The following is an 18,133-nucleotide window of genomic DNA, read 5'->3' on the forward strand; positions in this document are numbered from 1 at the left end:
CATATCTTTTGATGGTGACGGCGAAAAAAGTGATCGCCGCCGGTCTCAGGCATCAGACCTCGTGCAGATAAAGATGATAGTCCAGCTCGTTCACTGTGCGCGCCACGCGCAGGTACTCGGACTGCTTAATCGCCACAAAGGTGCGGTGCAGGTCATCGCCGAGCGCGCCCTTCAGGAAGCTCGACGCCCTGGCCGCTTCGATGGCGGCCCGCCAATCGGCCGGCATGGTCGTGCGGGTGACGGCCGCTTCATAGCCATTGCCGGTCGTTTCGGGGCCAGGATCGAGCCCTTCGTCGAGGCCTTTGACGATGCCGGCAAGCACCGTCGCGGCAATCAGATACGGATTGGCGTCGACACCTGATGGACGATGCTCGATGCGCCGGTTCTTCGCATCGCCCGCTGGCACGCGCAACGCCACCGAGCGGTTGTTGACGCCCCAGCTCGGGGCCACCGGCGCATAGGATTGCGAGACGAAGCGCCGCCAGGAATTGGCATGCGGCGCAAACACCAGCATTGATTCCGCCATTGTCTGGATCAGCCCACCGAGGCCACGCAGCAGCGGCAGCGACCAGCTCTCGCCGGCGGCTTCCGCAAAGACGTTTCGGCCGACCTTGTCCTGCAGCGAGACATGGAAATGCATACCNGAACCGGCATATTTCTCGATCGGCTTGGCCATGAAGCAGGCGGTAACACCATGGCGGCGCGCCTGCGCCCGCACCAGCCGCTTCAGCATGACCAGATCGTCGGCCGCCCGCATCACGTTCTTGCGGTAATTCAGCGTCAGTTCGTACTGGCCGGGCGCATATTCGGAAATCACCGTCTCGGCCGGAATGCCTTGCGCCTTGGCGGCGGCGTAGATGTCTGAGAACAACGGCTCCATGCCGTGCAGATGGTCGACTGAATAAACTTCGGTCTTGCCCGAGACGCGTCCATCGANCCAGCGGGATAGAGCCCCTTGGCGGCCAATATGTCGACCTGCCGGGCCAGCGCCAGCCGCGGGTCCGAAGACATTGGCTGGCCGTCGAGATGGTACATCGTCATCAGCAGTTGGCCGCGCGGTGGCTTCGTGCCGTAAAGCGGCACCAGCGTGCCCGGAATCGGCCAGGCCCTCAGATCGCCGTCGCCGCTGTCCCAGATCAGCCCGGTTTCGTGTACATCCTCGCCGGTGATGTCGAGGCCCAGAATCGAGATCGGCATATGCCGGCCGCCCTCGAAAATGCTTTTCAGCTCATGCCGGCGCACGATCTTGCCGCGCCCCACACCATTGGCGTCGGTCAGCACGATATCGAAGGCCTCGATCTCGGGATGGGCGTCGAGGAAGGCTTGCGCCTCGGTGGGCGTCGAGCCCGAAGGTGAGGTCATGATCGCACTCGGATTGGCTTGAGCGCTTGTCTCACGCCGCAAGCTTTGCCGCAACCGCGCCAAACGCGGTGATCAGGCGGTTGACCTGGGTGCCTGACGTTGCCGGCGAGATCAGCATCATGTTGTGGAACGGTGCGATCAGCACGCCGCGATTAACCAGCGCGACATGGATGGCAGCCTCCAGTTCCGGCGCATGCGCAACTTCCGCCTCGGCACCATTGCGCAGCGGGCCGGGCGCGCAGATGAACTCGACGCGTGCCCCGACGCGGGAGACATGCCAGGGCAGATTGTAACGATCGATCACGCCGGTCAGTCCGGCATCGAGCCGCCGCGCCAGATGATCCATGCGGTCGTAATTCTCTTGCGTCATCACCTGCTCGAGCGTGGCGCGCATGGCGGCGAACTGCAGCGGGTTGGCCGACAGCGTCGTCCCCATGCCGGAATATCCCGGCTCTTTCGTCCTGTTGTAGTCGGCATAGCGCGAGGCGACCTCCTCGCTCATGCCCCAGACGCTCGCCGGCACGCCGCCGGCAATCGGCTTGCCCAGCACGAACAAGTCGGGCTCCAGCCCATATTTACCGGTGTAACCGCCGGGGCCGGTCGAGATCGTATGCGTCTCGTCGATCAAGAGCAGGGTGGCGGCTTCACGTGTCAGCTTTCGCAGCGCCTCATGGTAGCCGGGGTCGGCCAGCACCATGCAGGAATTGGTCAGCACCGGTTCGGCGATGACGCAGGCGACGTCCCTGTCCTTCAATGCGGCCTCGAGAGCGGCGACATCGTTGAACTCAATGACCTTGGCCGTGCGGGTCAGGTCGCGGAATTCGCCCGCCAGTCCCGGCCGGTTGACGGGCTTGCCGTCGATCAGCCGCACCATCGTCTCGTCCACCGAGCCGTGATAGCAGCCGTTGAAGACCAGGATCTTTTCCCTGGAGGTAACGGCGCGGGCGACGCGCAGCGCAAAGCGATTGGCGTCGGTCGCCGTGGTCGCGATCTGCCAGAACGGCAGGCCGAAGCGCTGCTGCAGCAGCGGCCCGATGGCCAGCGCATCCTCGGAAGGCAGCATATAGGTCAGGCCGCGTCCGGCCTGGCGGCGAATGGCGCGCGCCACCGGCGGAGGCGAGTGGCCGAACATCGAACCGGTGTCGCCGAGGCAGAAATCGTCGAGCTTGTTGCCGTCGATGTCGGTGATCGTGGCGCCTCGGGCGCTGTCGACCAGGATCGGAAACGGTGTCGGCCAATCATTCATCCAGTGCATCGGCACGCCGCCGAAGAAGCCGGGCAGGCCGTTGCCGATCTTGGCTTGCGATCTCGGCCGCGCCTCGCGGAAGGCTGCCCCTTCCATCTCCCGCAATCGCGCGATGCGGTCGGGGCTGATCCCGCCGATGGTCTTTGAACTGTCGTTGCCGTGCATGAAAAATCCCTCTGGCTCGTTGCTCTTAGCCAATCCACCTTGGCAACGGCAATTGGCCGTGCGTCCTTTCTGCATTGGCTCAGCCGCCAGCGGCGGCACTTGACCCCGCTGGCGAAGTCGGCGCCAATGCTGTGGGCAACGACGAGCGGGGGGAAGAATGCGGACGATGATCTGCGTGACGATGCTCTTCCTGTCCGCCGGCACGGCGTTCGCGACCGGCGGTATCTGGTGCACCGTCGATGATCCGCAGGCCAAATTCCAGGTCGATGCCGGCGTCACCACGGGCATGGGCGGCCCGACGTTCAATTTCCGCGGCGACCTCGAAATCAAGGCGAGGCCCGCCGGCGATCCATTGCACAAGACGGTGTTCGAGGATGCCAACCTCACCCAGTACTGGCTCGACGACAAGGAACTGCGGCTGAACATCTACCACGAGCAGGAGGTCGCCAAGACCTACAGTTCGGTCGAATTGACGGTCCTGACCAGGGCCAGTGACGAGGGCGTCTATGACGGGGATTACAAGCTCGCTGTCTATGACAGCACGGCCGACAAGAACAGCGATGGCAAGCCCATCGATCTGACCGGCAAGGTCTCCTGCGGCGCCGAGTGATCGGCCATTCCCCGCTAGGCCATGATGTCGATGACGCCGCAATCGCCGGCGGCGCTGCCGAAGGCGACGCGGCGTTCTTCCCTGTCCCACATCATCGCGGTGATGGCGCCCTTGCCTGGTCGCCGCAAAAGCACCTCCTTGGCGTCGGAAAAGCGCACGGCCATCACCATGCCGTCGTCGTAACCGACTGCGACGACGTCCTGGCTCGGATGGCAGGCGACCGCCGTCACCATGGCATTGCCGCGCGTGCCAAGTTCCAGCGGCGCCTTGCCCATCGGGCCGTCCTTGCCCGAAAACGGCCAGACGATCGCCGCCGGCGCGCCCGAACTGGCCAGCCACTTGCCTTTCACGCTCCATGACAGGCTTTTGACCTTGCCGGGATAGCCGCTCATGCGCATGTGCTTGCCGTCGGACAGCTTCCAGCCATGCAGGGCGTTTTCCTGCATGGTGGTGACCAGAAAGGCGCCGTCCGGCGAGAAGGTGATGCCGGTGTGCGCGCCCGCCCATTCCAGTTCCACCGGCTTGCCCTCGGCGGCGGGGAAATGCAGCGTCGCGCCATTGTAACGGGCGACGCCGAAGCGCATGCCCTTGGGCGAGAAGGCCAGCCCCTCGACCGAGCGCGGATGCGCAAATTCCCTGGTCTTGCCGTCGGTGAAGCGCACGAAGGCGGTCTTGCCCGTGGCATACGCGATGGCGCCTTGCGGCCCGGCGGCGACGCTGGTGATCCATTTTTTCCCGGCGTTCGCCACCTCTTGGGTCTCGCCGCCGGCTTTCACGGCAAAAACCTTGCCGTCCTCGCCACCGGTGATCAGCCGGTCATTGGCCGCGTCATGGAAGGCGGCAAGCAGCCCGTCATTGGCCTGCACCGTCTTGTGGCCATTGTCGAGCCGATGGACAGCACCGTCAGCCAGCGCAAAATGCGGCACGTGGCCAAGGAAGACGGCGGCGACGCAATGGCCTTCGAGATCAAGCGGGGCAACTGTGGGCATGGGCTATCTTTGTTCAATGAAAGTGCAGAGGGCGGCTTACTCGACGTTTGCGGTTCCGACAACCATCGGGATTGGCAAGTGATGAAGGGGCAGACGTCAAAGCAGCCCCTTGGCTCGTAGATCCGCAGCGAATGCTGCCAACGGCATCACCAGAGTCAAATCCGATCCTGTGAGACGCTCGGCGCCGAAGCTTGCATACCACTTTGCCGCCCGCTCGCTCTTGGCCTCGATGATGAGCAGAATGCCGCCCCCTTCTCCCGCAAGCCGCAGGCAGCGCAATGCTGCCGCGGCAAGCAACTGACCTCCAAGGCCTTGCCCGGCGACCGTGCGATCGGTGGCAAGACGGGCAAGCTTGAAGCCGGAAACTTCGTGTCGTGCCAAGCCTCTCGTCAGGGCTGCGGGAACGGCTTCATGAGCGACGGCGGACGGCGCGATCGTATAAAAACCGAGTACACGTCCCGAAGCTGTATCGCCGATCGCGCAGAAGGTCTTGGCCGCATTCTGATCATGGCTCTGTCGCGCGAACCGCCGCAGAAATTCGTTCATCTGCAAGTCGCCACAATCGAAGGACGCTCGATCGTGGCGTTTTGCTATTGGCTCCTCGTGCCAGGACGGAAGCGTCACAGAGTGTCCGGCAAGGCCGCAATCGCCGCCTTGAGCCTGGCGTTGGGTTTTGGCGGGTGTTCCAGCAGGTCCAGGATGCGCTTAAAGTCGCGGTCGGACACCTTCGTCACTTCAGCTGCATCAATCACCGCCTGCGCCGCAGGCACGATCTTATCGAGGATAAAGTCTGCCATGTCTTTGTGCGAGAGGGCAGCGGCGCGCGCGATCATCGCCTTCTCCGCAGGGGGAATGCGGATTTGATAGCGCTCGGTCTTGTTATCTGCAGGTCTGGGCATGGCCGTTCCTCATCGATACGTACACATGATATGTGTACGTATCGCACAATTCAAGCCCTTTGAATCGTGTGGCTAAACCTAGACCTGGCAGGCGTCAAAACTCTTCTTCAGCCGCTCGGCGTCGAGCTCGCGGCCGATGAAGACCAGCCGGCTCTCATGCCTTTCGCCGTCCTTCCAGGCGCGCTGGTGGTCGCCCTCGATGATCATGTGCACGCCCTGGATGACATAGCGCTCGTCATCGCCCTTGAGCGCGATGATGCCTTTCAGCCGCAGGATGTTGGGGCCTTCCATCTGGGTGACCTTCTCGATCCACGGGAAGAATTTCTTCGGGTCCATCTCGCCGCCGCGCAGCGACACCGACTGCACCGTCACGTCATGGATGTCGGACGGATGAGTGTGATGGTGGTGGTCGTGCCCATCGTGGTCGTGATGATCATGGTCGTGATGATCATGATCATGGTGATCATGTTCATCATGCGCTTCGAGGAAATGCGGATCGTTCTCCAGCGCCCTGGACAGGTCGAAGGCGCCACGGTCGAGCACTTCCGACAGCGCCACGCCGGCGCGCGTCGTGCGGTGAATCTTGGCGGCCGGGTTGATCGCGCGGATCGTCGCCTCGACCTTGGCGAGTTCTTCCGGGGTGACGAGGTCGGTCTTGTTGAGCACGACGACGTCGGCGAAGGCGATCTGGTCCTCGGCTTCCTTGGAATCCTTGAGCCTGAGCGGCAGGTGCTTGGCGTCGACCAGGGCCACCACGGCATCGAGCTTGGTCTTGGAGCGCACGTCGTCGTCCATGAAGAAGGTCTGCGCCACCGGCACCGGATCGGCCAGCCCGGTGGTCTCGACGACGATGGCGTCGAAGCGGCCGGGCCGCCGCATCAAGCCCTCGACGACGCGGATCAGGTCGCCGCGCACCGTGCAACAGACGCAGCCATTGTTCATCTCGTAGATCTCCTCGTCGGATTCCACGATCAGGTCGTTGTCGATGCCGATCTCGCCGAATTCGTTGACTATGACGGCGTAACGCCTGCCGTGGTTTTCCGACAGGATGCGGTTGAGCAGCGTCGTCTTGCCGGCGCCGAGATAGCCGGTGAGGACGGTTACGGGGATCTGTGTCTGCGCTTCGCTCATGGCTTGCCTCGAAATGACTAGGCCCTGAAATTCAGGCCGCGAAAAAGGGATTGTCGGTTCCATATAGGATGTGCGCCGGGCTTTTGCACGGGGCAAAACCATGGGCCAAAGCTGCCGACCGGGATCGTCCCGACATCATGGCCGCGGAAAGCCGCCGCCGCCCCCCGCGTGGAAGAGCAAGGGCCTGGTGCGAGAGCTGCCCGGTCGTCAAATCGCATTCACGCAGTGGCGCTCCGAATTCCCTTCACGCGAAAGTCGTTTGTCATCTAACTGAAATAAACATCTGGCATCACCACGGCGGACGCCGCGAATGCTTGCCGGCAAAGCTGTTTCGGATGCCGGAATCTTTTTCGATCGTCGATTGCCAACCGGCCGGCTGCGTCTATGCTGTGCGCACCGGCCCGGCCGAAGAGGGATGACCATGGCCAAGGCGGACAAGACTGCAACGATGAGCCGGCTGCATTCAGCGGCAAGGCTGGCAAGGACCGCCCTGGCGGCACGGCTCCTGGCGCATGGCTTTTACGCCGGCCAGGACCAGATCATGCTGGCGCTGGACCGTGAGGACGGCCAGACGCCGGGCAATCTCGCCGGTCGCCTCGGCGTGCGTCCGCCGACCATCACCAAGACCATCAACCGGCTGCAGGCACAGGGTTTTCTGGAGAAACGCGCGTCGGACTCCGATGCCCGCCAGGCCCATATCTTCCTCACCGATACCGGCCGTGAAACCATCCGCGCCATCGAGAAGTCAGTGAAGAAGACAGAGAAGCAGGCGCTCAGGGGCCTCGACAAGAAGGACCAGAAGGCGCTGTTCAAGCTGCTCGCCCGCATCGAGGCCAACCTCTCCAACGAGGAGCTGGTGCTGATCGACGACGACGCCGAGACGGACGACTGATCTCTCCGGCCGTCAGGCTGCCACGGCATTTCCGTGGATCAAGGACGACCAACGGCCCGGCGTCATGCCGAACGCTTTCTTGAATTGCCTGTTGAAGTGGCTCTGGTCGCTGAAGCCGGCCTCGATCGCGATCTGTGCCAGGGACGCGCCGGCGGCGATCATCCTGCGCGCCCGCTGAAGCCGGCGCATTACCAGGAAGCGATGCGGGCTGGTCGAGAAGGCCGCGCGGAAATGTCTCGACAGGGCATAGCGGTCGAGACCCGTGACGGCTTCCAACTCACCCGAACGCACCGGCCGGTCGAGGTTTTCCGTGAGATACTCACCCGCCAGCGTCGCCGCTCGCCACGCCGTCTCGGCTATTGGCTTTGCCGGCTTGCCGGCATGCCGGTTCAGACTTTGCATCAGCCGCGCCAGGAAGTCGTCGACGAACAGCTCGTCGAGTTCCTGCTCCAATGGCCCGAGCGCCGACAGCAGCGTCGCGCAGAAGGCCTCGTCTGTCACCACGCCCTCCCTGACGAAGGGCAGCGCCGTGCCGCCGAGACAGCCGAGCATCAGTGGCGGCTCCAGATAGAGCATCCTGTAGCGCAGGCCTTCTTCCGTGCCCGCGCCGCCATCGTGCAACTCGTCCGGATGCAGCACGATGACCTGGCCGGGCAGGCTCAGCCGTGCCGCGCCGCGATAGCGGAAGGTCTGCACGCCGCGCAGCGTCACCCCGATCGCGTAGGTGTCGTGGCGGTGCGGATCGAAGGCGCTGCCGTGAAACCGCGCCTCGATGCGTTCCATCCCCGCGGGATCGGGAGCGGAGATGATGCAGTTTTCAGCGGCATCGGCGCACAAACGTCCAAGACCCTCGAAGGCCTGGCGGTCTAGATCGAACGACATCGTCTCCTTCAGCCCCGCTACAGGGGCCTAACTTTGAATGGCTCACTTTCTCATGTTCGATACGAAATTTGCAATCGTGCTGCGGCAAGACCTGGCCGTCTGGCAGAAACTCAACGTCACCGCCTTCCTGACCAGCGGCATCGTCGCGCAATCCCCCGACATCATCGGCGAACCCTATCGCGATCGCGCAGGCAACCTCTACAATCCCTTGTCGATCCAGCCGGTCATCGTGCTCTCGGCCGACCAGGCAACGATAAGTGCGATCCATCGGCGTGCGCTGGAACGCGGCGTCACTACCTCGCTCTATGTCGAGGAGATGTTCTCGACCGGCTTCGATGCAGCCAACCGCGCCGTCTTTGCCGAATTCGCGCCCGAAGATGCCAAGGTGGTCGGCATGGCGCTGCGAGCCGAGAAGAAGGTGGTCGACAAGATAACCAAGGGCGCCCGCATGCATACGTAGCGCCCGGAACTAAGCCTGGCGGCGGCTGTTGTTGTACCAGCGAGCTTAGGCGCGGCTGCGGGCGACAATTGGCTTGCGGGCAAGCCGCAATTCCCGCAAAGTTGGGGTCCAGCCCAGCTTTTCCCCGGCCTGCACGTGAATCCTTCCCAAAGATATGTCGAAAGCGCGACGCCCCCGGTGGCGATCCTGTGCATGCTGACCACCTATGTCTTCTTCACCTTCCTCGACACCAGCAGCAAATATCTCGTCCTGGCCGGCGTCTCCGTCCTGATCGTCGCCTGGGTACGCTTTGCCGTGCATGTCGTGCTCGTTGGAGCGCTGCTGCGTGGCTGGCGCGAACCGATGCGATTTCGACCGGGCAACCTGCCGGCGCATGTGATGCGCGGCGCATTCCTGTTCGGCTCGACCATGTTCAATGTCCTGGCGCTGCGCTCCCTGCAACTGGCCGAGACGACGTCCATCTATTTCTTCGGGCCGATGGTGATCACCGCCCTTGCCGGACCGCTGCTCGGCGAATGGGCCGGCTGGCGGCGCTGGCTGGCGATCCTGGCCGCTTTCGCCGGGGTCCTGATCATCACGCGGCCCGGTGTCGGCGTTTTCGGCATCGGACATCTCTTCGCGCTCGGCTCGATGCTATCGAACTGCTTCTATGTCATCATGACGCGCCGCATGTCGGCGAACGAGACTCCCGAGAGCCTGATCCTGTTCTCGGCCCTGGCGCCGACGGTCCTGCTGTTGCCCCTGCTGCCGTTTTCTTTTTCGCTGCCGCATGATGGCTGGCACTGGTTCGTGCTGCTCATGCTTGGCGTGTTCGGCGGTGTCGGCCATTGGCTGCTGGTCCAGGCCTATCGGCTGGCGACCACCACGGCGCTCGCGCCATATCCCTATTCGCAAATGGTGTGGATGATCATTTCGGGCTGGCTTGTCTTCAAGCAGTTCCCCGACCGCTGGACGTTGGTCGGCGCCGCCATCATCGTCGCCAGCGGCCTCTACATCGTCCATCGCGAACATCGGCTCAGGCTGCGCAGCCGCGCGGCTTCGGATGTGGAGGCCGAGGCGCTGGCAAAAAAACTTTGATTTGGCCCGGATCGATGGCATAAGGCCGCCCTTAAACAGTTTAAAAAAGGCGACGGGGAGCGGAAGGCTGGCACAGAAGATCAAGCTGTCGACGATCGCGGATGCGCTCGGCGTGTCCACGGCCACCGTGTCCTTGGCACTGCGCGACAGCCCGCTGGTTGCCGGCTCGACACGCGACCGCATCAAGGAACATGCGCGCGCCATCGGCTATATCTACAACCGCCGCGCCGCCAGCCTGCGCACTTCGCGCTCGGGCATTGTCGGTGTCGTCGTCCATGATATCATGAACCCGTTCTTCGCCGAGATTCTGCGCTCGATCGAGAGTGAGCTCGACCGCAGCCGGCAGACCTTCATCCTGTCCAATCACTACGATCAGCTCGAAAAGCAGCGCACCTTCATCGATACATTGCTGCAGCTCGGCGCCGATGGCGTCATCATGTCGCCGGCCATCGGCACGCCGGCGTCCGATATCGTCATGGCCGAGGAGAATGGGCTGCCGGCGGTGCTGATCGCACGCACCGTCGAGGGGGCCGACGTACCGGTGTTTCGCGGCGACGATGCCTATGGCACGGGCCTCGCCACCAATCATCTGATCTCGCTCGGCCACAAGCGCATCGCCATGATCGGCGGCACCGACCAGACCTCGACCGGCCGCGATCGCTACCAGGGCTATGTCAACGCCATGGAGGCGGCCGGGCTGGAGGTCAGACCGTCCTGGCGCATATCGGGCCCGCGCACCAAGCAGGCTGGCTTCGAGGCCGCTGGGCAGTTTCTGGCGCTGAAGGACAGACCGACCGCCGCTTGCTGCTGGAACGACCTCGTCGCCATCGGCCTAATGAACGGCATTGCGCGTGCCGGCCTTGTGCCGGGCGTCGACATCTCCGTTACCGGCTATGATGACCTCGAGGAGGCGGCTATCGCCACGCCGGCGCTGACCACCGTCTGGAATGGCCAGCGCGAGGTCGGCCGCCGCGCCGCCAGCGCACTGCTCGACAAGCTCAACGGACAGACGGTGCGGCCCTCGCAAGAATTGATCAAGCCGGAACTGCACGTGCGCCAGTCGACCGGCAAGCCGGTGGAGCGTGCATGACCAAGGCCGAACAATTGGAAGCCGTTGCCATTCTGGTGCCGGCGGATTTCAACGACCACGCCGTCGGGCGGATCGAGCGGACATTCAGGCGCGTCGGCATCGAGCGCGCCGATCCGGCGCTGGTCACNCCGGTGGAGCGTGCATGACCAAGGCCGAACAATTGGAAGCCGTTGCCATTCTGGTGCCGGCGGATTTCAACGATCACGCCGTCGGGCGGATCGAGCGGACATTCAGGCGCGTCGGCATCGAGCGCGCCGATCCGGCGCTGGTCACCGAGGAGATGCGCCGCACGGTGCGTGGCATCGCTTCGTTTGCCGGGATTGGTGCGGCGATGATGGATGCATTACCGAACCTAGAACTCATCGCCTCTTTCGGCGTCGGCTATGATTCGGTCGATGTCGGCCATGCCCGGGCGAAGAACATCATGGTCACCAACACACCCGACGTCCTGACCGAAGAGGTCGCCGACACCGCCATCGGGCTGCTGATCAACACGGTGCGCGACCTGCCGCGTGCCGAGACCTGGTTGCGTGACGGCAGCTGGGCGAAGAAGGGCAACTATCCGCTGAGCCGGCTGACCTTGCGCGCGCGCCGCGTCGGTATTTTCGGCATGGGCCGCATCGGGCAGGCCATTGCCAGGCGGCTGGAGGCCTTCGGCCTGCCGATCGCTTATCACAACCGACGCCGGGTCGAAGGCTTGTCCTTCCAGTACCATGACACGCTGAAGGGCTTGGCCGAGGCAGTCGACACGCTGATTTCGGTGGCGCCTGGCGGTGCTTCGACACAGAAAGCGGTCAATGCCGAGATCCTGTCGGCGCTCGGCGCGAACGGCGTCTTCGTCAACATCGGCCGCGGCAGCACCGTTGACGAGGCGGCGCTTGCGGCCGCTCTCGCCGACGGCACCATCGCCGCCGCAGGCCTCGATGTCTTCGCCGACGAGCCAAATGTCCCCAAGGCGTTGCTCGACTTACCAAACGCCTCTCTGTTGCCGCATGTCGGCTCGGCCTCTGAGCACACACGCCGCGCCATGGCCGATCTGTGCGTCGACAATCTGGTGTCGTGGTTCAGCGACCGCAGGCCGCTGACACCAGTGCCGGAGACGGCGCATGTGAAGGCTCGCCCTTGAGCGGTGGCGCTGCCATAATTATTAACGTCGGATTAACCCTCTGAAATCATTATTCATCCTGTGTGCCGGATGAAGAATGATGAAAACGCTTTCCGCCTTGATCGCCGCCGCCGCGCTATTGGGCGGCATTCAATTGCTTCATGACGGCAGCGGGGCAAGCGCTGCGAATGAGGCCACCCCTTCAAATACCTACAGGCTGGTCGCCAATGGCGATGAGGGCGCCTGCGCGATCACGCGCGGCGCCACGGTCTCGGATGGCCTGTCGCTGCTGACGGTGGCGCCGAATTGCCGACGGCTCCTGCCGGGCCTCGAGCGGGCGAAATTCTGGCGCGAGCAAAGCGACGGAACCGTCGCATTCAGCGCCAACGGCACCGATCCGATCGTCACCTTTGCCGTGGCTGATGGCGATGGCTACGAATCCTACGCGCCGGTCCTACCGTTGCTGTCGCTGGCATCAGGCGGTGGCTTGAAACACCGAGACTGACTACTCCGCCGCCGCCCGTGCGCCGGCTTTCGCGGCGGCATGCAGGCGCACCGCGTCGCCGAAAGCGCGAAAAATCTTGGCGGAATTGCTGTCCGACTTGACCCAGTATTCGGGATGCCACTGGACGCCGAGGGCGAAGGCGCGGGCACCCTTGACCGAAACCGCTTCGACCGTGCCGTCGGTCGCGACAGCCTCGATCTCGAGCTTCGATCCCAGCCGGTCGATCGCCTGGCGATGCAAGGAATTGACCTTGATGTCGCCGGCGCCGAACACGCCGGCCAGGCAACTGCCTGGCTTGATCGAAATGGTCTGGTGGATGGCGAAGCGCTCATCCTGTTTGTCGCTCACCGCCGCACGGTGGTCCAGCGACCCCTCGCGCTCCTGGATCTCGGTGCCCAGTGTGCCGCCGAGCGCCACGTTCAATTCCTGGATGCCGCGGCAGATGGCAAGCAGCGGCACGCCGCGCTCGATCGCCTTGCGGATCAGCGGCAGGGTCGTGGAGTCGCGCGCGGTGTCATAGGGCCCGTTCGCTTCGCTGGGATCGCCGCCATAGAGCGAGGGGTCGACGTTGGACTTCGAGCCCGTCAGCATGACGCCGTCGACCGACGACAGAAGCTCGTCGAAGTCCAGCCGGTCGCCGAACGAGGGCACGAGCAGTGGGAAAACGCCGGCACCTACGATTGCTGCTTCCAGATATTGTTGGGGGGCGGCATGCCAGGTGTAGTTGTCGAATTGACGGACGTCGGTCGATATGGCGACGAGCGGCTGCTGCATTTTGTGTCTGTCTTCCATCTGGCAAGGGATGTCCTGCCTTTAAAATAAGCGATCCCATGGTGTTTTTCCAGCCAAGTCTCAGCGTGTCGCATGGGCCACGAAACCGCCTGTTTAGACTATAGTTGCAGGGTCGCATGGCTTTGACACCAAATCCGGCCGCCGTGCTGGACTCGACTCCTTGCCCGTGTATTGTTTCGGCGAACCGATGCGGAGCCCGAGGATTCCCCGAGCGTCGGTTTGTTGGTCCAAAAGGGAGGAACTGCATGGATCGTCGTTCATTTATCCGCAAGGCCGGCGTCACCGGCGTCGGCGCAGCCGCGGCGGCGGCCACGCTCGCCGCACCGGCAATCGCCCAGTCCAACCCCAAGGTGACGTGGCGATTGGCGTCGTCCTTCCCGAAGTCGCTCGACACCATCTATGGCGGGGCCGAAGTGTTCTCCAAGATGCTGTCGGAAGCCACCGACGGCAATTTCCAGATCCAGGTCTTTGCCGCCGGCGAGCTCGTTCCCGGCCTGCAGGCCGCCGACGCCACCACGGCCGGCACGGTCGAGGCCTGCCACACGGTGGCATATTATTACTGGGGCAAGGACCCGACATGGGCGCTGGGTGCGGCGGTGCCGTTTTCGCTCAACGCGCGCGGCATGAATGCATGGCACTACCACGGCGGCGGCATCGACCTGTTCAATGAGTTCCTTGCCACGCAAGGTCTGTTCGGCCTGCCGGGCGGCAACACCGGCGTGCAGATGGGTGGCTGGTTCCGCAAGGAGATCAATACCGTCGCCGACCTCTCCGGCCTCAAGATGCGCATCGGCGGCTTTGCCGGCAAAGTGGTGCAGAAGCTCGGCGTCGTGCCGCAGCAGATCGCCGGCGGCGACATCTACCCGGCGCTGGAAAAGGGCACCATCGACGCCGCCGAATGGGTCGGCCCCTATGACGACGAGAAGCTCGGTTTCTACAAGGTCGCGCCCTATTATTACTACCCCGGCTGGTGGGAAGGCGGCCCGACCGTCCACCTGATGTTCAACAAGGCGAAATACGACGAGCTTTCGCCGACCTACAAGTCGCTGCTGCGCACGTGCGCCCAGGCCGCGGACGCCAACATGCTGCAGAAATATGACTATGTGAACCCTCCGGCGGTGAAGCGGCTGGTGGCCGGCGGCGCCAAACTGCGCCCATTCAGCCAAGAGATCATGGGCGCCTGCTTCGAGAAGGCCAACGAGGTCTACGCCGAGATGGAAACCTCGAACGCGCCGTTCAAGAAGATCTGGGAATCGATCAAGGGCTTCCGCAAGGAGCACTATCTCTGGGCGCAGGTGGCCGAATACAATTACGACACCTTCATGATGGTCCAGCAGCGCAACGGCAAGCTGTAGGCGATCGCGCTTTGCTTTTCGAAGCCCCGGGGTACTTTGTTTTCCGGGGCTTTTTTTGCTCGACGCGAAGGCAATTGCCAAATGCCCGAAGCCTGAACCTCAGCCCATGGCTGGCACCACCAGCACCTTCACTTCACCCGGAGCCGGCGGATTGGCGATCACCCCTGGCGCCTCCTCAAGCGTGACTTGCCTGGAGATCAGCCGATCGATCTCGATCACGCCCGCCGCGATAAGCTCGGCGGCGCGGCGATGCGTGTAGGGATTGAGGAATGAGCCCACTACCTTGAGTTCGCGGAACAACAGGTCGAAGGGCTCGAATTCCGCCTTCATGCCTTGCGGCGTCACGCCGACGATGACGACGGTGCCGCCCGCCCTTGCCAGCCGCATCGACTGCTCGACGGTCTCGCGCACTCCAGCGCATTCGAACACCACGTCGGCGCCGCCAGGCATCAGTCCGGCCGGACTGGTGATGGCGTCGATCACATCGGTGGCGGTGGGATCGACCGAAGCCGTCGCACCGAGTTCCCTGGCAAGAGCGCGCCGCGAGGCTTGCCGTGTCGACAGGATGATGGTGGTGGCCCCGGCCAGCCGCGCCAGTTGAACTGTAAGCAGGCCAATGACGCCGCCGCCGAGCACGACCACCGAGCTGCCGGGCCTGACCTCGGCAAGGTCGACACCGTGCAGGCAGCAGCCGAGCGGCTCGCAGAAAGCACCATGTGTTGGCTTCAGATCCGCGGGAAGGACAAAGGCCTGTTTCCGCGGCATCACCACATAGTCGGCAAAGCCGCCGTCGCGGTGGATGCCGATGGCGGTGAGATTGCTGCATAAATTGACGCGGCCGGCATGGCATTGGCCGCAGCGCCCGCAGGCGATGTTGGGATCGCCGGTGACGCGGTCGCCGACGGCAAAGCCGGAGACGGCGGTGCCGACTTCCTCGACGATGCCGGAGAATTCGTGCCCGGGTGTCACTGGCGGCCTGCAGGGGAACTCGCCGTGGAAAAGATGCCGGTCGGTGCCGCAGACACCGCATGCCTCGATCCGCACCAGGAGGTCGTCCGGGCCAGGGACCGGCTTGGCGATCTCGCGCAACGAGATGCTGCCTACTGCCTCCAACCGCACGGCTTTCATGGCATCATCTCCATCAATTGAAGCTCGGCGGTTGCGACAGGTCCGGCGCGGGTGCAGCCGGCTTGGCCGGCGGCGCATCGCCGAAATTCGGCGGCTGCGACAGATCGGGCGTGCCGGGTGCCGTCGTTGCGGCGCCGCTATTGGCAGGCGCGCCGCCACCTTCCGGCGCGCCGAGCGGCGACAGGCTGGGCACCTCGGGAACCGTGTAGTCGATCGTGCCGGAATCGACGGCCGTGCCCTTGTAGCGCATCACCATCTGCGGGAAGGCGATGGTCAGGCCGATCATGATCACCTGGATGCAGACGAACGGCACCGCGCCCCAATAGATCTGGCCCGTTGTCACCGGCGCGATCTGCTTGCCGGTCAGGCGATCGAGATAGGGCACGCGGGAGGCGACCGAGCGCAGGTAGAACAGCGCGAAGCCGAATGGCGGATGCATGAAGCTGGTCTGCATGTTGACGCCCAGGAGCACGCCGAACCAGATCAGGTCGATGCCGAGCTTGTCGGCCGCCGGCGCCAGTAGCGGCACGATGATGAAGGCCAGTTCGAAGAAATCGAGAAAGAAGGCGAGGAAGAAGACCAGGATGTTGACGCCGATCAGGAAGCCGACTTCGCCGCCNGATGAACAGCACGAAGGACGACAGCCGCGTCGTCGAGGCCAGCGCCTGCTTGATCACATCCATCGACAGCCGGCCCTTCATTGCCGCCATCGCCAGCGCGCCGACCGCGCCCATCGCGCCGCCCTCGGTTGGGGTGGCTATGCCGAGGAAGATAGTGCCGAGCACCAGGAAGATCAGCGCCAGCGGCGGGATCAGCACGATCACGACTTGCTGCGCCAACCGCGACATCATGTTGATGTTCAGGCTGCGGTCGAGGATCGCTACGATGTAGATGAAGATGACGCCGACCGTCGCGCCGAGAATATCGGCATTGTCGCCATGAGCGGGCACTAGGTAACGGTAGGCGGCATAGGCGATCGCAATGGCCGCTATCAACGCGATCAGCAACGACACCACGCCATGGCCGAGCGTCCGCGCCTCGAGCGGCAGGGCCGGCATCGACTTTGGTCGGACGATCGACATGATCACGATGTAAAGTGTGTATAGGCCGGTCAGCACCAGGCCGGGGATCAGGGCGCCGGCATACATGTCGCCGACAGAGCGGCCGAGCTGGTCGGCGAGAACGATCAGCACCAGCGACGGCGGAATGATCTGGGCGAGCGTGCCCGAGGCAGCGATGACGCCGGATGCCACCCGGCGGTCGTAACCGTAGCGCAGCATGATTGGCAGCGAGATCAGCCCCATGGCGATGACGGACGCCGCCACCACGCCTGTGGTCGCCGCCAGCAGTGCGCCGACGAAGATCACCGCGTAGGCGAGGCCGCCTCGGACGGGTCCGAACAACTGGCCGATCGTGTCGAGCAGGTCTTCGGCCATCCCCGATCGTTCGAGCACGATGCCCATGAAGGTGAAGAACGGAATCGCCAGCAGCGTGTCGTTCGACATCACCCGGCTGCCGTAGAAATTGTCAGGCAGCGCATAGAGCAGCGGCCAGGCGAGATTGATCGCGCCGCCCGAATAGGGCGTCAAAAGCACNCCGTTGGCGGCGAGCGAAAAGGCGACGGGATAGCCGATCAGCATGAACAGGATCAGCGAGGCGAACATGATCGGCGCCATGTTCTGGGCGATGAATTCCATCACGAACGCACCTCTTTGGCAAGCGCCTTGGCTTCGAGTTCAGCCTGTTCGTGCACGGAAATGAATGGGTTGGGATCCTCAATGACGCCGCGCATGATGGCGATCTTCTTGATGATCTCGGAAATGCCCTGCAGCGCGAGCAGGAAAAAGCCGACCAGCAGGATCGCCTTGGCCGGCCACACGATCAGGCCGCCGGCGTTGGTCGACATCTCGCCGCTGTGAAAGGACAGCGACACGTAGGGCACGAAATAGAACACCATCAGCGTCACGAACGGCATCAGGAAAAAGACGTGGCCGAAGAGGTCGATCCAGTGCTGCGCGCGGCGTGAAAACAGGCCGTAGACGATGTCGATGCGGATATGCTCGCTCTGTTTCAACGTGTAGGCGGCGGCCAGCATGAAGGCGGCGCCGAAAAGGTACCATTGCAGCTCCAGCCAGGCGTTGGACGAGGTGTCGAACACTTTTCGGATGACAGCGTTGGCCGCACTCACCAGGATCGCCAGCAGGATCAGCCAGGATACCGATTTGCCGATGAACTCGTTCATACGATCGATCGTTCTGGATAGAGCGAGAAGCCCTGCCATGCATTCCTCCCTGATGCGGTGACGCGCGATCGCCCTTCTTCGTCGCGCCGCCTGGCCCAACCGTATGCAGTGCGTGGTCCGGTTGGTCAACACGGGGAGGAAGGATGCAGGCCATTTGGCGCGCGCGGTACCCTGGAAAACCGCGGCCTGACGAAACGTCATGC

17 protein-coding genes and 2 pseudogenes are annotated in these 18,133 nt (G+C 63.5%); 8 read left to right on the forward strand and 11 right to left on the reverse strand.

The window, feature by feature from the left end; genetic code table 11:
• Positions 1-52: 52 nt before the first annotated feature.
• Positions 53-1,362 (reverse strand): annotated as a pseudogene (locus tag X742_RS01000000170130) (glutamine synthetase family protein).
• A gap of 31 nt (positions 1,363-1,393) precedes the next feature.
• Complete coding sequence (locus X742_RS154890; RefSeq protein WP_023772391.1) at positions 1,394-2,773, reverse strand: aspartate aminotransferase family protein; 1,380 nt, start codon at positions 2,771-2,773, stop codon at positions 1,394-1,396.
• Between the two features lie 157 nt (positions 2,774-2,930).
• Between X742_RS154890 and X742_RS154885 the strand changes: the two genes are divergently transcribed.
• Entirely contained in the window at positions 2,931-3,383 is a 453-nt protein-coding gene (locus X742_RS154885) for a hypothetical protein (protein ID WP_023772392.1), read from the forward strand.
• A 14-nt stretch (positions 3,384-3,397) separates the two neighbouring features.
• Here the strand turns inward: X742_RS154885 and X742_RS154880 are convergent, their stop codons facing one another.
• The 4 genes from X742_RS154880 to X742_RS154865 all read right to left on the reverse strand — a co-directional run bounded on the left by X742_RS154880 (position 3,398) and on the right by X742_RS154865 (position 6,402).
• Positions 3,398-4,372 carry a WD40 repeat domain-containing protein gene (locus X742_RS154880; RefSeq protein ID WP_023772393.1) on the reverse strand — a complete coding sequence of 325 codons (975 nt, stop codon included), beginning with the start codon at positions 4,370-4,372 and terminating at the stop codon, positions 3,398-3,400.
• 96 nt (positions 4,373-4,468) lie between these two features.
• The gene (locus X742_RS154875) at positions 4,469-4,996 is read right to left on the reverse strand and encodes an acetyltransferase (RefSeq protein WP_023772394.1); all 528 of its coding nucleotides are present in this window, start codon (positions 4,994-4,996) and stop codon (positions 4,469-4,471) included.
• On the reverse strand, positions 4,993-5,271 hold the full coding sequence (locus X742_RS154870) for a DUF1778 domain-containing protein (protein WP_023772395.1): 279 nt from the start codon (positions 5,269-5,271) through the stop codon (positions 4,993-4,995). The genes X742_RS154875 and X742_RS154870 overlap by 4 nt, the downstream gene beginning before the upstream one ends.
• Before the next feature lie 78 nt (positions 5,272-5,349).
• Entirely contained in the window at positions 5,350-6,402 is a 1,053-nt protein-coding gene (locus X742_RS154865) for a GTP-binding protein (protein ID WP_023772396.1), read from the reverse strand.
• A 421-nt stretch (positions 6,403-6,823) separates the two neighbouring features.
• Between X742_RS154865 and X742_RS154860 the strand changes: the two genes are divergently transcribed.
• Positions 6,824-7,294, forward strand: coding sequence for a MarR family transcriptional regulator (locus X742_RS154860; protein WP_023772397.1), 471 nt, complete (start codon positions 6,824-6,826; stop codon positions 7,292-7,294).
• A gap of 12 nt (positions 7,295-7,306) precedes the next feature.
• Here the strand turns inward: X742_RS154860 and X742_RS154855 are convergent, their stop codons facing one another.
• Positions 7,307-8,176 (reverse strand): AraC family transcriptional regulator, encoded by an 870-nt coding sequence (locus X742_RS154855; protein WP_023772398.1) that lies wholly within the window; start codon positions 8,174-8,176, stop codon positions 7,307-7,309.
• 52 nt (positions 8,177-8,228) lie between these two features.
• Between X742_RS154855 and X742_RS154850 the strand changes: the two genes are divergently transcribed.
• The 5 genes from X742_RS154850 to X742_RS154830 all read left to right on the forward strand — a co-directional run bounded on the left by X742_RS154850 (position 8,229) and on the right by X742_RS154830 (position 12,413).
• Positions 8,229-8,636, forward strand: a complete 408-nt coding sequence (locus X742_RS154850; RefSeq protein ID WP_023772399.1) for a DUF2000 family protein — start codon at positions 8,229-8,231, stop codon at positions 8,634-8,636.
• A 192-nt stretch (positions 8,637-8,828) separates the two neighbouring features.
• Positions 8,829-9,713: a DMT family transporter gene (locus tag X742_RS154845; RefSeq protein ID WP_032924836.1), complete on the forward strand. Its 885-nt coding sequence runs from the start codon at positions 8,829-8,831 to the stop codon at positions 9,711-9,713.
• A gap of 67 nt (positions 9,714-9,780) precedes the next feature.
• Positions 9,781-10,803, forward strand: a complete 1,023-nt coding sequence (locus tag X742_RS154840) for a LacI family DNA-binding transcriptional regulator (protein WP_023772401.1) — start codon at positions 9,781-9,783, stop codon at positions 10,801-10,803.
• Between the two features lie 142 nt (positions 10,804-10,945).
• Positions 10,946-11,929: a 2-hydroxyacid dehydrogenase gene (locus X742_RS154835; RefSeq protein WP_023772403.1), complete on the forward strand. Its 984-nt coding sequence runs from the start codon at positions 10,946-10,948 to the stop codon at positions 11,927-11,929.
• A gap of 79 nt (positions 11,930-12,008) precedes the next feature.
• Entirely contained in the window at positions 12,009-12,413 is a 405-nt protein-coding gene (locus tag X742_RS154830) for a hypothetical protein (protein WP_032922027.1), read from the forward strand.
• On the opposite strand, the gene X742_RS154825 is transcribed toward X742_RS154830, so the two are convergent.
• The gene (locus tag X742_RS154825) at positions 12,414-13,205 is read right to left on the reverse strand and encodes a gamma-glutamyl-gamma-aminobutyrate hydrolase family protein (protein ID WP_245275541.1); all 792 of its coding nucleotides are present in this window, start codon (positions 13,203-13,205) and stop codon (positions 12,414-12,416) included.
• 245 nt (positions 13,206-13,450) lie between these two features.
• On the opposite strand from X742_RS154825, the gene X742_RS154820 reads away from it, so the two are divergent.
• Entirely contained in the window at positions 13,451-14,560 is a 1,110-nt protein-coding gene (locus X742_RS154820) for a TRAP transporter substrate-binding protein (protein ID WP_023772406.1), read from the forward strand.
• 99 nt (positions 14,561-14,659) lie between these two features.
• On the opposite strand, the gene X742_RS154815 is transcribed toward X742_RS154820, so the two are convergent.
• The 3 genes and pseudogenes from X742_RS154815 to X742_RS154810 all read right to left on the reverse strand — a co-directional run bounded on the left by X742_RS154815 (position 14,660) and on the right by X742_RS154810 (position 17,969).
• Positions 14,660-15,688 (reverse strand): zinc-dependent alcohol dehydrogenase family protein, encoded by a 1,029-nt coding sequence (locus tag X742_RS154815; protein WP_023772407.1) that lies wholly within the window; start codon positions 15,686-15,688, stop codon positions 14,660-14,662.
• Positions 15,689-15,701: 13 nt separating this feature from the next.
• Positions 15,702-17,385 (reverse strand): annotated as a pseudogene (locus X742_RS01000000170135) (TRAP transporter large permease subunit).
• Complete coding sequence (locus X742_RS154810; protein ID WP_023772408.1) at positions 17,385-17,969, reverse strand: TRAP transporter small permease subunit; 585 nt, start codon at positions 17,967-17,969, stop codon at positions 17,385-17,387. Before X742_RS154810 ends, X742_RS01000000170135 begins: the two are co-directional and overlap by 1 nt.
• Positions 17,970-18,133 lie beyond the last annotated feature (164 nt).

The organism is Mesorhizobium sp. LNHC229A00, from assembly GCF_000502415.1.
In the GTDB taxonomy this organism is placed as follows: Bacteria; Pseudomonadota; Alphaproteobacteria; order Rhizobiales; family Rhizobiaceae; genus Mesorhizobium.

Excerpts from the sequence above, each read along its gene's own strand:
- X742_RS154890 (WP_023772391.1), bottom strand. The coding sequence starts at position 2,773 with ATGCACGGCAACGACAGTTCAAAGACCATCGGCGGGATCAGCCCCGAC.
- X742_RS154885 (WP_023772392.1), top strand. The coding sequence starts at position 2,931 with ATGCGGACGATGATCTGCGTGACGATGCTCTTCCTGTCCGCCGGCACG.
- X742_RS154880 (WP_023772393.1), bottom strand. The coding sequence starts at position 4,372 with ATGCCCACAGTTGCCCCGCTTGATCTCGAAGGCCATTGCGTCGCCGCC.
- X742_RS154870 (WP_023772395.1), bottom strand. The coding sequence starts at position 5,271 with ATGCCCAGACCTGCAGATAACAAGACCGAGCGCTATCAAATCCGCATT.
- X742_RS154865 (WP_023772396.1), bottom strand. The coding sequence starts at position 6,402 with ATGAGCGAAGCGCAGACACAGATCCCCGTAACCGTCCTCACCGGCTAT.
- X742_RS154860 (WP_023772397.1), top strand. The coding sequence starts at position 6,824 with ATGGCCAAGGCGGACAAGACTGCAACGATGAGCCGGCTGCATTCAGCG.
- X742_RS154855 (WP_023772398.1), bottom strand. The coding sequence starts at position 8,176 with ATGTCGTTCGATCTAGACCGCCAGGCCTTCGAGGGTCTTGGACGTTTG.
- X742_RS154850 (WP_023772399.1), top strand. The coding sequence starts at position 8,229 with ATGTTCGATACGAAATTTGCAATCGTGCTGCGGCAAGACCTGGCCGTC.
- X742_RS154845 (WP_032924836.1), top strand. The coding sequence starts at position 8,829 with ATGCTGACCACCTATGTCTTCTTCACCTTCCTCGACACCAGCAGCAAA.
- X742_RS154835 (WP_023772403.1), top strand. The coding sequence starts at position 10,946 with ATGACCAAGGCCGAACAATTGGAAGCCGTTGCCATTCTGGTGCCGGCG.
- X742_RS154830 (WP_032922027.1), top strand. The coding sequence starts at position 12,009 with ATGAAAACGCTTTCCGCCTTGATCGCCGCCGCCGCGCTATTGGGCGGC.
- X742_RS154825 (WP_245275541.1), bottom strand. The coding sequence starts at position 13,205 with ATGGAAGACAGACACAAAATGCAGCAGCCGCTCGTCGCCATATCGACC.
- X742_RS154820 (WP_023772406.1), top strand. The coding sequence starts at position 13,451 with ATGGATCGTCGTTCATTTATCCGCAAGGCCGGCGTCACCGGCGTCGGC.
- X742_RS154815 (WP_023772407.1), bottom strand. The coding sequence starts at position 15,688 with ATGAAAGCCGTGCGGTTGGAGGCAGTAGGCAGCATCTCGTTGCGCGAG.
- X742_RS154810 (WP_023772408.1), bottom strand. The coding sequence starts at position 17,969 with ATGGCAGGGCTTCTCGCTCTATCCAGAACGATCGATCGTATGAACGAG.